At 56.3% G+C, this 12,401-nt stretch carries 8 protein-coding genes; 3 read left to right on the forward strand and 5 right to left on the reverse strand.

Annotated features, from left to right (window positions below):
• A partial coding sequence (locus HMPREF1627_RS10775; RefSeq protein WP_234305254.1) for a hypothetical protein occupies positions 1–284 on the forward strand: 284 nt, incomplete at its 5' end.
• A 69-nt stretch (positions 285–353) separates the two neighbouring features.
• Here HMPREF1627_RS10775 and HMPREF1627_RS05250 read toward each other — a convergent pair.
• From HMPREF1627_RS05250 to gatC, 4 genes are all read right to left on the reverse strand, one after another.
• The gene (locus HMPREF1627_RS05250; RefSeq protein WP_034501712.1) at positions 354–1,781 is read right to left on the reverse strand and encodes an NAD-dependent malic enzyme; all 1,428 of its coding nucleotides are present in this window, start codon (positions 1,779–1,781) and stop codon (positions 354–356) included.
• Between the two features lie 225 nt (positions 1,782–2,006).
• On the reverse strand, positions 2,007–3,503 hold the full coding sequence (gatB, locus tag HMPREF1627_RS05255) for an Asp-tRNA(Asn)/Glu-tRNA(Gln) amidotransferase subunit GatB (protein ID WP_034501714.1): 1,497 nt from the start codon (positions 3,501–3,503) through the stop codon (positions 2,007–2,009).
• Complete coding sequence (gene gatA, locus HMPREF1627_RS05260; protein ID WP_034501716.1) at positions 3,503–5,008, reverse strand: Asp-tRNA(Asn)/Glu-tRNA(Gln) amidotransferase subunit GatA; 1,506 nt, start codon at positions 5,006–5,008, stop codon at positions 3,503–3,505. The genes gatB and gatA overlap by 1 nt, the downstream gene beginning before the upstream one ends.
• Positions 5,008–5,304: an Asp-tRNA(Asn)/Glu-tRNA(Gln) amidotransferase subunit GatC gene (gene gatC / locus HMPREF1627_RS05265; RefSeq protein WP_034501718.1), complete on the reverse strand. Its 297-nt coding sequence runs from the start codon at positions 5,302–5,304 to the stop codon at positions 5,008–5,010. Before gatC ends, gatA begins: the two co-directional genes overlap by 1 nt.
• A gap of 76 nt (positions 5,305–5,380) precedes the next feature.
• On the opposite strand from gatC, the gene HMPREF1627_RS05270 reads away from it, so the two are divergent.
• Entirely contained in the window at positions 5,381–6,643 is a 1,263-nt protein-coding gene (locus HMPREF1627_RS05270) for a phospholipase D-like domain-containing protein (RefSeq protein ID WP_034501720.1), read from the forward strand.
• A gap of 20 nt (positions 6,644–6,663) precedes the next feature.
• On the opposite strand, the gene ligA is transcribed toward HMPREF1627_RS05270, so the two are convergent.
• Complete coding sequence (gene ligA, locus HMPREF1627_RS05275) at positions 6,664–8,955, reverse strand: NAD-dependent DNA ligase LigA (protein WP_420705309.1); 2,292 nt, start codon at positions 8,953–8,955, stop codon at positions 6,664–6,666.
• Positions 8,956–9,526: 571 nt separating this feature from the next.
• Here ligA and HMPREF1627_RS05285 point away from each other — a divergent pair.
• Positions 9,527–12,340: an FtsK/SpoIIIE domain-containing protein gene (locus tag HMPREF1627_RS05285; RefSeq protein ID WP_034501974.1), complete on the forward strand. Its 2,814-nt coding sequence runs from the start codon at positions 9,527–9,529 to the stop codon at positions 12,338–12,340.
• The last annotated feature ends 61 nt before the right edge of the window (positions 12,341–12,401 follow it).

Below are 12,401 nucleotides of genomic sequence, written 5' to 3' on the forward strand. Positions count from 1 at the left end.
GGCATAAAAACAAAAAACAAACACACTATCGAGTTCACAAACAACACCCCCACATCTCCCAACCAAACCCACCAAAACCAGCAGGAAAAGCCAAGAAAGAAGGCCACCACCACAGCACCAAGGCCGCGGCGACAAGAGAAAAATCTACACACCCACCACCCCCCACGTCAAACCAAAACCACGTGAACCAGCACACAAAGCGGCAAAGTTGGCGCGGCCTCGTCAATCTGAATGAAGAAGAGAAGCGATTTTTCGGTGGAATAGCGCCAAATTATTCGCGTTAATCAACTAAAGCGGGACCTGCCTCACAAGGAAGCAGGTCCCGCAAAAGAACTACGCTAAGCGCGTCCGAATCAGTGAAGATCCATGTCTTCTTGAACCGGGATATCAATCGTGGGCAGATCATGAACCGCGTGACGAACAGCCTTCGACACGGCACCGGGAACTGCCTCGTTAAAGACACCAGGAATGATGTAGTTCGGAGAGAGTTCTTCTTCCGAGATCACATCAGCAATTGCATTTGCAGCAACGCGCAGTACCTCGGTCGTAATTTCCTTGACCTTCGCATCCAGCAAACCGCGGAACAGACCCGGGAAGGCCAGAACGTTGTTGATCTGGTTCGGGTAGTCGCTACGACCGGTTGCCACGATTGCTGCATACTCTGCGGCAGCAATGGGGTCGACCTCGGGAGTCGGGTTCGCGAGAGCGAAAACAATTGCACCGGGAGCCATCTTTGCAATGTCCGAAGGCTCCAAAATGTTGCCGTGAGAGACGCCGATGAAGACGTCAGCATCGGCAATACCGTCCTTGAGGGAGCCGTGAACCATGCGCGGGTTGGTGTTTTGAGCCAGCCATGCACGTGAGGGGTGCATACCCTCAATGTCGTCCCCAGCCAGCGCACCCGTACGACCGTAGCCAACGATGTCGCGCGCACCCTGTGCCAGCAGCAGCTTGATGATTGCCGAACCCGCGGCGCCCACACCGGAGACAACGATGCGAACATCCTCAATCTTCTTGTTCACCAGCTTGAGGGCATTGATCAGCGCGGCCAAAACCACGATTGCGGTACCGTGCTGGTCATCGTGGAAGACAGGAATATCAAGTTCGGCACGAAGTCGCTCTTCAATTTCGAAGCAGCGAGGTGCGGAAATGTCTTCAAGGTTAATGCCGCCGTATGCGGGGGCAATCGCCTTCACGATAGAAATGATCTCTTCAGTGTCCTTCGTGTCCAGGACAACCGGCCACGCATCGACGTCACCGAATTGCTTGAAGAGAACAGCCTTACCTTCCATAACTGGAAGAGCAGCCTCGGGGCCAATATCGCCCAGGCCCAGAACAGCAGTGCCATCAGAAACGACAGCAACCGAGTTTGCCTTCATAGTCAGCAGGTGAGCCTTTTCGGGCATGTCGTGGATCGCGGTGCACACGCGAGCAACACCGGGGGTGTATGCGCGGGAGAGATCATCGCGGTTACGAAGCGGAACCTTAGGATGCACTTCGATCTTGCCACCAACGTGAGCCATAAAGGTCTGGTCTGCAACAGAGGAGGTATGCACACCTTCAAGACCATCCAGAACCTGGCGTACCTCACGACGATGGTCAGAATCACGCATGTCGCAGGTGAGGTCAATGACGATGTGTCCACGATCAGAATCGGCGACGTCAAGGCCCTTGATCTGTGCGCCAGTAGAAGATACAGCATCCACGATCTGCGCGATCGAGAGAGTGGACTCATCGATCTCAAGACGGTAGGACGCGGTGTATGACGGAGAAGTACGCATTGGTCACCTTTGCATTTCCGAATTTTACGAGGCGAGCCCACCGGGCTCTGACCTCATCGTAGCCGCGTAACTGCAGGGGTGCAGTGTTGTCCCACATTACGCAAAATTGACGCTGCAACAAGGCATTTGACGCACAGGAATACTCCACCACTCCCCCAGCGTCCTCACATATGGAAAGGGCCCGGTCCTTCAGGACCGGGCCACGGACGTGAACTCAAAACGAGCTCAGGCGCCAACCATTTCCATAATGAGTTCGCGAACGCGTGCAGCATCGGCCTGACCGCGAGTTGCCTTCATGACGGCGCCGACCAACGCACCGGCGGCTTGTACCTTGCCGCCCTTGATCTTCTCGACGACATCAGGGTTTGCATCCAGAGCTTCCTGGACTGCCGCGGTAAGCGCGCCTTCGTCGGAGACGACCTCGAGGCCACGCGCAGCGACAACCTGCTCGGGATCGCCTTCGCCGGCAAGAACGCCTTCGAGGACTTGGCGAGCCAGCTTATCCGTCAGGCGACCACCATCAACCAGGGATTGAAGCTGGGCGATCTGAGCGGGAGTAACAGGCAATTCCTCCAGAGGAAGCTGGTTGTCCTTGGCGTAGCGGGCCAATTCACCCATCCACCACTTTCGGGCAGCGTTAGGATCAGCTCCCGCCACAACCGTCGCCTCGATAAGCTCAAGTGCACCGGCATTGATCACGTCGCGCATTTCCTTATCGGCGAAGCCCCACTGCTCACGCAAGCGGCGCCTCTTCGCAACAGGCAGCTCGGGAAGGCTTGCACGCAGGGACTCCACCCATTCCTCAGAGGGAACGACTGGAACAAGGTCCGGCTCGGGGAAGTAACGGTAATCTTCTGCATCGGACTTTTCACGACCCGAAGAAGTAGAACCGTCTTCTTCGTGGAAGTGACGGGTTTCCTGCAGGATGCTTCCACCTTCGCTCAGGATCTGAGCCTGACGCTGGATCTCATAGCGAACCGCGTTTGCAATTCCCCTAAAGGAGTTGACGTTCTTCGTTTCGGTTCGGGTTCCCAAAGGAGAGGTCGGAGTGGGGCGCAGTGAAACGTTGATGTCTGCTCGCACGTTTCCACGCTCCATACGCGCCTCGGAAACGCCGAGAGTACGGAAGATATCACGCAGAGCCTGGACGTAAGCAGCAGCTACCTCGGGGGCTCGCTCGCCTGCACCCTCGATGGGGCGCGTTACGATCTCAACCAAGGGAACGCCCGCACGGTTGTAGTCAACCAGCGAGTGGTCTGCACCCTGAATACGCCCGTCAGCACCGCCGATGTGGGTGTTCTTGCCGGCGTCTTCTTCCATGTGTGCGCGCTCAATCTGAACGCGGAACATGGTTCCATCTTCCAGCTCGACGTCAACATAACCGTCATAAGCGATGGGCTCATCGGACTGTGAGGTCTGGAAAGCCTTCGTGAGGTCCGGGTAGAAGTAGTTCTTACGCGCAAAGCGGCAGCTCTTCGCGATCGAACAGTTCAGTGCCAGACCAATCTTGATGGCATACTCCACTGCCTTGTGATTAACCACGGGCAAGGAGCCGGGCAGTCCCAAGGACACAGGCGTCACGTAGGTGTTCGGGTCCCCGCCAAAGGCGTTGGGAGCAGCATCGAACATCTTTGTGGCGGTACCCAATTCGACGTGTACTTCGATTCCGAGGACCGGATCGAAGGAAGCTGTTGCTTCCTGGTAGTCCATCAGTTCACTCATCACTTTTCCTCCCACTGCGCTGCCGGGCAGTTGCCCGCAATATCGCCGCTGAGCTGCTCAACCAAGCTTGCGACCTCGTACATCTTCAGGTCGTGGTGAGCCGGGGCGAGAATCTGGAATCCGACGGGAAGCCCCTCAGAGCTCACCGCATTGGGAACGTTCATTGCGGGAATTCCTGCAAGGTTCGCCGGAATCGTCGCAATGTCGTTGAGGTACATCGCCATGGGATCATCCATCTTTTCCCCGAAACGGAAGGCCGTCGTGGGGCAGGTGGGAGATACCAGGACATCGACCTCGTCGAAGACACGAGCAAAGTCGCGCTGGATGAGGGTTCGAACCTTCTGCGCATTTCCGTAGTAGGCATCAAAGAAGCCTGCGGACAAAACGTGAGTACCCAAAATAATGCGGCGCTTCACTTCGTCACCGAAACCGGCCTCGCGGGTCGCAGCCATCACGCGCTCAGCAGTGACGGGGCCCTCGCTGGGCTCGACGCGGATGCCGTAGCGCATTCCGTCAAAACGTGCGAGGTTCGAGGAAACCTCAGCAGGCATGATCAAGTAGTAGGCGGCAAGCGCATATTCAAAACTCGGGCAGGAAACCTCGACAATTTCAGCACCTGCATCGCGCAGCTTCTCAACAGTTGCGTTGAACGCTGCGCTCACGTCTTCCTGGTATCCCTCGCCGGAAAGCTCACGGACGACGCCAACGCGAAGTCCCTCGATCTTTCCAGCGCGAGCAACGGATTCCACTCCCGCGCTCAGTGCGGGGACTGGCTCGTTGAGCGAGGTGGAATCGTGGGGATCGAAGCCACCGATGACCTCGGTCAGCGCGGCCGCGTCGGCCACAGTGCGGGTCACGGGACCAATCTGGTCCAGCGACGAGGCCATGGCAATCAATCCGTAACGTGACACTGCGCCGTAAGTGGGCTTGGCGCCAACGGTTCCCGTAACGGCTCCGGGCTGGCGAATAGAACCACCAGTGTCAGACCCCAGGGCGAGAGGCACCATGTAAGCGCCAACTGCCGCCGCAGAACCGCCGCCCGAGCCACCCGGGATGCGATCCAAATCCCAGGGGTTACCCGTGCGACCGAAAGCAGAGTGCTCGGTCGAGGAGCCCATCGCGAACTCATCCATGTTCGTCTTACCGACAATGGGCATTCCGGCCTGGTGCAGACGCTCCACAACGGTTGCGTCGTAGGGAGGCAACCAGCCTTCAAGGATCTTAGACGCGCAGGTCGTCGGCAGGCCTCGGGTCACCATATTGTCCTTCACGGCGATCGGAACGCCGGCCAGGCGCGGGAGATCTTCACCTGCAGCGCGACGAGCATCGACCTTAGCTGCAGTTGCAAGTGCGCCTTCACGATCAACGTAGAGGAAAGCGTGGACCTTGGAATCGATCGCATCAATACGGTCGAGGCATGCCTGAGTGAGTTCAACCGAGGTGATCTCTCCGCTTCGCAGCAGTTCAGCGAGCTCGCATGCTGATTTCTTCAGCAAAGGATTCATCAGTCCTCCTCCAAAATCTGCGGAACCAAGAACATTCCGTCCTGCTGTGCGGGGGCCTGTGCCAGGACCTCATCACGGTCCAACGTCGGACCAACTTCATCTTCACGCCACACGTTCGACAACGGAATGGGGTGGGAGGTCGCAGGCACGTCCGGGGTAGCGACCTCGGAAACCTTTGCAACGGCCTCGGTAATAACATCAAGTTCACCAGCGATTCTGGTGATTTCTTCGGGTGTAAGTGCGATTCGAGCCAAGCCCGCAACGCGGGCGACCTCGTCAGTACTGATCCTTGCCATAAAAAGGATGATACCCGTATGGGCCGCGCCTCTCATACTGTGCCCAGCTCGGCGTAGTTTTGAGTACCCTTAAACTATGTCTCATCGCCGTCCGTCTTTTTCGTCGCAAACCATCAGGGCACTCAAGATCGCTGGATTAACTGTGCTCGGGGCTCAGGCGGCGGCGCTTGTCGGGGTTCATATCGTTGATAAGCTCCGCAAAGAACGAGTCCCTCACGTCGCAGGTGGCTTCCCTACTTTCCCTCCTCTTGACACTCAGGTCGAGGGAACTGAAGTTCGCACGTACACGGAGGGAACATCCCTGTACGAGGACATGCTCGAGGCGATTACCTCGGCGAAAGACTACATTTTCTTTGAGTCCTATATCTGGCGTGCGGATGCGTGGGGAAAGCGCTTCAAATCAGCGTTGCTCAGCGCTGCGAAACGCGGAGTTGACGTCCATATCGTTTACGACGGTTTCGCCGTCCTCAATCAAGATCCCTTCTTCTACGTTTTCCCCAAGACACCGCATCTATACATTCGTCGTTTCCCCGAAATTCGTTCGGGAATGTTCACGATGAATCTGCGTAAAACCGGACGCGATCACCGAAAGATCCTCGTCGTTGACGACAAGGTCGCTTTCGTCGGCGGTTACAACATTGGCGATCCCTTCGCATTGGAGTGGCGTGACACCCACGTGCGCGTCACGGGAGACGCGGTATCAGAGCTTAAGTACGGCTTCATTGATTTCTGGAACCACTTCAAGCGTCACGGCCAGCCCTCGATTGCTCGCACCCGGGCCCCGCGTTGGGATTCCGAGGTCTCCCTCGCTTTCAATCAGCCTTCTCGTCTGCTTTACCCCGTTCGCGGCCTCTACATTGACGCAATCGATCGTGCGCGCTCGTCAATCCGTATTACCAGCGCCTATTTCATCCCCGATCGTGAGATTTTCGAGGCCTTGGTTCACGCGGCGCGCCGCGGGGTTCGCGTTCAGATTCTGATTCCCGAGTACTCCAACCACATTCTTGCCGACTGGGTTGCGCGCCCCTACCACGGTCCGCTCCTCAAAGAAGGCGTTGAAATCTGGCTCTACGAGGACGCCATGATCCATTCGAAGACCATGACGATCGACGGAGCATGGTCAACCGTTGGAACGGCAAATATCGACCGCCTGTCTCTCCAAGGAAACTATGAGGTCAATGTCCAATTCCGCTCGGACAAATTCGCGCAGACCATGGACAAGATCTTCGAACTCGATCTGACGAACGCACGCCGTCTCTCTTTTGAGGAATGGGAGGAGCGCTCGCTGCTCACCAAGGTGCTGGAGCGTCTCCTACATCCTTTCGAATTCCTCGTCTGAGAGTTTGTCCCCCGCGGCGCCTACTCGTCGAGTGCGGCAAGACCTTCGCGCAAAACCCGTTCGAAATAGCTTTCATCAACCACCGGAACGCCCAAAGACTCAGCTTTGGCGACCTTGGAACCCGATCCGGGTCCTGCAATCACCAGTGATGTCTTTTTGGATACCGATCCCGAGGCCTTACCTCCGCGGGCGATGATTGCTTCCTTTGCGCCTTCTCGCGTGTATCCAGGCATTGAACCGGAAACGACAATGGTGAGTCCCTCGAGAACCTGCTCAACGTCATCGCGTTTTTCGTCTTCCATGCGCACGCCCGCCTGCGCCCATGCGCGGACAATATCTTGGTGCCAAGGAACCGCCAGCCAGTCAACGAGAGACTGAGCGATAACAGTGCCAACACCCTCAACTTCGGCTAGTTCTTCAACCGAGGCCTTGGAGAGCAAGTCCATTGAGGGGAAGGTGGCAGCAAGTGCCGCAGCAGCTGTGGGGCCAACGTGACGAATTGACAGAGCAACCAGGATTCGCGCCAAGGGACGCTGTTTTGCCTGCTCGATTTGTTCGAGCATCATGATCGTGTTCTTTGAAGGAACAGATGCTTTTCGCCCCACCGCTTTTGTCCAGAAGTAGCGCACTTGCATCCACTCCCCTGTCGCTTCACCTTCCGAAGTGACAGGTTTCCAGACCACGACGTCACGAAGTTGCTCTGCGTCAAGATTGAAGACCTGGCTCTCAGAAGAAAGAACCGGGGTTTGAGGGGCGGGAAGAAGGGCCTCTGCATCGGCGATGAGCTCTGCATGCGTGAGGCGCTCTACTCCTGCAAGCCGCAATTGCTTTCCGTCTTCAAGGAGCACCACGTCACCACCCGCGAGCGCGGCAGCCACCTCGTCGCGGTTGTTTTCCGGCTGGGTAAGGGCAAGCGCGGCCTCGTCCCCCAAGCCCTCAATATCCAAAGCCGAACGCGCACCCAAGTGCGCAATCCTCTCGGTAATCTGCGCAGGACAGGCCGCTTGGTTGGGACACCGCAAGTCCACATCGCCTTCTTTTTGCGGAGCGAGCCGAGCCCCGCACGAAGGACACACTTCAGGCATCACGAAGGGATACTCACTCCCATCACGCGCGGCAACAACCGGAGCGACGATCTCAGGGATAACATCGCCGGCTTTGCGCAAGACGACAAGATCACCAATGAGAACGCCCTTGCGTTCGACTTCGCTTGCATTGTGCAAGGTTGCCCGAGAAACGTGTGAACCGGCGACAAGAATCCGCTCCATGACGCCGTAAGGGGTGACGCGTCCGGTGCGTCCGACTTGGACTCGGATATCAAGGAGGCGCGTGTTGACTTCTTCAGGAGGGAATTTATAGGCAGCCGCCCACCGAGGAGTACGCGAGGTTGTGCCCAGGGAGGCCTGAATGGCGCGATCGTTAATTTTGACGACAACGCCATCAATTTCGTGTTCAAGAGAGTGACGTTGCGCTCCCAGCTCAGCGATTCGCTGCTCGATCGCGGTGCGTCCGCGCAGAAGTTTGGTGTGAGGGGAAACAGGCATTCCCCATTCCTTCAAGCGGGAGAACCATCCGGAAAGAGTGTCGGGCGCTTCGAAAGACGTATTTCCGACCTCGACAGCTCCAATTCCGTGAGCGAGCATTGCAAGGGGGCGTTCGGCCGTCTTTCGCGGGTCTTTTTGACGCAAGGAACCAGCAGCAGCGTTACGGGCGTTGACGAAGGGCGGCTCGCCGGCGCGCACGCGTTCCTCATTGAAGGCTTCAAAATCCTTTGTCGGGAAATAGACCTCTCCGCGAATTTCCACGCGCTCAGGAACGAGGCCACTGAGGCGGTGCGGAATCGAAGAAATCGTCAGGACGTTCGCGGTCACGTCCTCGCCAACCCATCCGTCTCCACGAGTCGCGGCACGCACGAGGACGCCATTTTCATAGAGCAAGTTCACTGCTAGGCCATCGATCTTGACCTCGGTGAGCATGTCCAAGTCATCTCTGCCCGTATCATTCGCCATGCGCAATTCCCAGGCGGCAAGTTCTTCAAGGGAGAAGACATCATCCAGACTTGTCATCTGCTGGAGGTGGCGCACGGGGGCAAAAGCGTCGGAGGCAGCTCCCCCCACGCGCGTTGTCGGAGAGTCGGAGCTGCGATACTGCGGATATTTCGCTTCGAATTCTTCGAGCTGGCGGTAGAGCTGGTCATAGTCCGCATCCGAGAGCACCGGCGCATCGCGATCGTAATATGCGGCTCGAGCATCTTCGACGGCTGCAATGAGTTGACGGTAGTGATCTAAGACCTGGCGTTCCTCTTCGCTCATAGACGCCATTGTGTCATTTCCCCGTTTCAAATGCGCGCGCCCACTTTCCACAGGTCGGACACAGTATCGGCGTTTTCCACAGAACAAGGGCAATTGGCGACAGCACGCGGATGAGCTGAGATGCTGCGATGAGAAGCAAAGGGCCTTGAAAGAGAGTGGAGCGAGAGTGTCTGGTTCGCAGTGTGATTCTGATCAGCTTGGGTCTCTTCCAGAAGCTGCGCTGCGTGCCCCATGGCATCTTGCCTGCATTCGAGGCCCCCACCAAGGCATCATTGCTCTTCCAGGGAATACGCCACCACAATTCCCAGCCGAGTGCGTGATACTCAGCGATTCCTCTCGCGACCAACGGATGCGGCTCATACCTCGCGATGAATTGAGTCAGATTTCAGTGAAAGCACGGCGATTCGGAATCTGGAGACGCGTCTGCCCCACCCGCACCTATCGCGTCGGTCCGGCGTTGAAAGTCAGAGTCAGATTCTCACACTCGACTGACTTCTACGTGTATCGCGCTCGCCCGCGTATCCTTTCCTTCCCTGGTGCTGATCAGCGAAGAGGCTTCACTCTTCCCGCGGTGTCTTTCATCGGGTTTCTTCCGATCGCCGTGTTCATGGGAGTGCGTATCGGCATGATGGGAGTGGGACAAGGAAGCTATTTCTTTCTTGCTGCGCTTCCCCTGGCCGTTATTCTCTTTTCCTTTGGCTTTCGACATTTTCGCCACGGTTCTCAAGGAAAACGACTCGACGCCGCAGCCGTGGCTTTACTCCTTCCAGTATCCGCGGCCAGGTCTGCTCTACGATTTGCTCTTTATCCCTCCGTAGTTGGCCGCGGAAAGCCCTGGCTTCTTGAGCCTTCAGGGGCTCCCGAGGCCACTTCTTCTCAATCGTCAACAGGCAGCCTGCGTCCGTTTGCAGAAGAGACCTTATCGCACCACTATTACGCGGCCCTTGGCCCGCAAGCCCAGCTCATGGTGTTTTGGTTTGCGTCGCAAATCGCAACGCAAGCAGGAGGCGCCCATCTTCATTTCACCGGGTCTCCACCACTCATTCTTGGTACAGCGGGACCCAACTCGGTGCACATTTTTCTCCACGGCCTCGGGGATGAATGGAAACCACAGGGGAAAGCGCATGGGGCGGAAACTGAGCGCGGCACAGAAGAAATTCACCTCGCGTGGGCATACAGCTATGCGGAGCTCCCCACGTGGTGCGAGGCCGTAATACCAGCAGACAAAGCACCGGTCTCACTGGGATGGTGGCAGATGATCACGCGCGCCCACTCTCGCGCGAGTATTCCAAACGATTGTGATTTCGAAGAGCTCTCGTGGGATGGAATCGATACGAATAACTCACTGAGGACTCCCATTGGGCAGGACTCTACGGGAGAAGTCAGCATCGATCTGGTCAGCGACGGGCCACACGCACTTATTGCAGGGACGACGGGAAGCGGAAAGTCAGAAGCACTTCGCACGTGGCTTCTGGGATTGTGTGCTCGCTACTCCCCCACTCGACTGCGTCTTGTTTTGGTTGACTATAAAGGAGGCTCTGCTTTTGCTCCCCTAGTTCGCCTCCCTCACACAGAAGCGGTCCTCACTGATCTTGATCCCGGGCAGTCTGCTCGCGCACTGCGCGGTTTAGCTTCTTGTTTGGCTCAGCGGGAGGCTGATTTTGCCAAACTCCAGGTCAAAGATCTCCAGCAGTGGTACGAGCGCCATCAACAAGGCAAAGCGCCACTTCCACCTCCGCGGATCCTGATTGTTGTCGACGAGTTTCGGGTACTTGCAGACCTCCATCCCACGACTATGGAGATATTTTCTCGCCTTGCATCCCAAGGACGTTCTCTGGGCCTTCACCTCCTCTATGCGACCCAGCACCCCAGTGGAGCAGTCAATACGACGATGCGCGCCAACACCGAGCTGCGAATCGCTTTAAGGACCATTACCGAGGCCGAGTCGCTCGACATTATCGGTAGCGGAGCTGCAGCGCGTATTCCACGAATTCCCGGACGCGCGATCATCGGCTCTGGTCGCGAAGTGCAATTCGCGTACTGCCACGATGCTGAGGACGTAATTAGGACAATGAGAGATCGAAACTTAGCGGATGAGTGTCGGAAGTCAATGAGTCAGAACTCTCCTCTGTGGTGCCCTCCGCTTCCCTCCCATATTCCCTCTGCTGAGTTGAAGGAGATGAATATAGCTGGGAGTGAGGGTGTCGTTCTTGGGCTGCGAGATGGAATCGATACGGGCACTCATTGCCCACTCGTGTGGCGGCACGGAAATATCTTGTTCAGTGGCGTGGGAAGTTCTCGCCTCAAGCTTGGACGCATTGCGCGTTCATGCGCCTTTGCACTGAGCGATGCGCTTGGGTTTCCGGTATACGGGATCTCCTTAGAAGCAGGAAGTGCTGGATTACAACCGGGCGAATCGGGAAGCACAGCTTTTCCCTTCCTCATCCGGAATACTCTTGATTGCGGCGTTTTCTGCGAAGCAATCACAGACTATTCCCCTTGCGTTTTATGGATTGAGAACATCGAAAACGTTCTTCACTCGATGGAAGAGTGTTTCGGAGTTTTACGCGCACATCAGATGTGGGGGCAATTCACGCGTGCTTGCGATGGAACTGAGGTCGTTCTGGTAGCAAGCGAGGGGTCAGGGACTTTTGCGCATCGCTCCCGATACGGTTCTTTCGAACACAATTGGTGCGATATTCCTTCTCGCGACATTGCCTCCAATTCTGGGCTTATCGGGCAGGCTCAACTGACAAATCAGCCAGGGCAACTTTGGAACCCCGCCCAAGAGACAATGATGGCTCTGCCAGTAGAGCACCCCGGACCGAAATTGATCGTGCACCTGCGCTCGTGGGATGCGATGCTGCAGCGCAGTATGGAAATTTCCAGCGCGGTTGCGATACGTAGACCTCTAAGGCCAGATTCGAGCATGATGACGCGGCGAGGACTTCACTCCCCATATATTCATAGCTTCCCTAAGACACCGCTCAGTGAGAAAACAGCGCTTGTATCTCGCTCAAAAATCGACGTTGACATGCATGTTTTAGGCATTGAAATTCGTTATGGATCGCACTTAAAACGATTTCTATTTTCAGAGCACAAATGCATATTAATCGGGGATGAGAATTCTATTCTCGCTAGCGTTCTAAAGACAATAAACCCGAGTTGCTCTGTTGATTACTTCGAGCAAACATGCTGGTTAAAGGCACTGAGCATGCCTCACGATTTGTTGTTCTTCCCAAACCCTTCCAGTGACGCACTGCGCTTCATCGCCCAAAGCTGCCAGGATTTTCCCAGTTCTTTATATGCGCATTCTTGGAATTCTTATTCGGGGGTAATCATTCATCACGGCTCCACTAGGCGTTTCGTCCTGAGTTTTAAATAGAGTGATCCCTTGCACACCAATTCTGCAATTTAATCGTCTCGTAACTCTTGATATACAAGTT

This window comes from Actinomyces sp. S6-Spd3 (genome assembly GCF_000758755.1).
Classification (GTDB): Bacteria; Actinomycetota; Actinomycetes; order Actinomycetales; family Actinomycetaceae; genus Pauljensenia.

Bases quoted from the DNA above. Each gene is read 5' to 3' on its own strand.
- ligA (WP_420705309.1), bottom strand. From the start codon at position 8,955: ATGAGCGAAGAGGAACGCCAGGTCTTAGATCACTACCGTCAACTCATT.
- HMPREF1627_RS05270 (WP_034501720.1), top strand. From the start codon at position 5,381: ATGTCTCATCGCCGTCCGTCTTTTTCGTCGCAAACCATCAGGGCACTC.
- gatC (WP_034501718.1), bottom strand. From the start codon at position 5,304: ATGGCAAGGATCAGTACTGACGAGGTCGCCCGCGTTGCGGGCTTGGCT.
- gatA (WP_034501716.1), bottom strand. From the start codon at position 5,008: ATGAATCCTTTGCTGAAGAAATCAGCATGCGAGCTCGCTGAACTGCTG.
- gatB (WP_034501714.1), bottom strand. From the start codon at position 3,503: ATGAGTGAACTGATGGACTACCAGGAAGCAACAGCTTCCTTCGATCCG.
- HMPREF1627_RS05250 (WP_034501712.1), bottom strand. From the start codon at position 1,781: ATGCGTACTTCTCCGTCATACACCGCGTCCTACCGTCTTGAGATCGAT.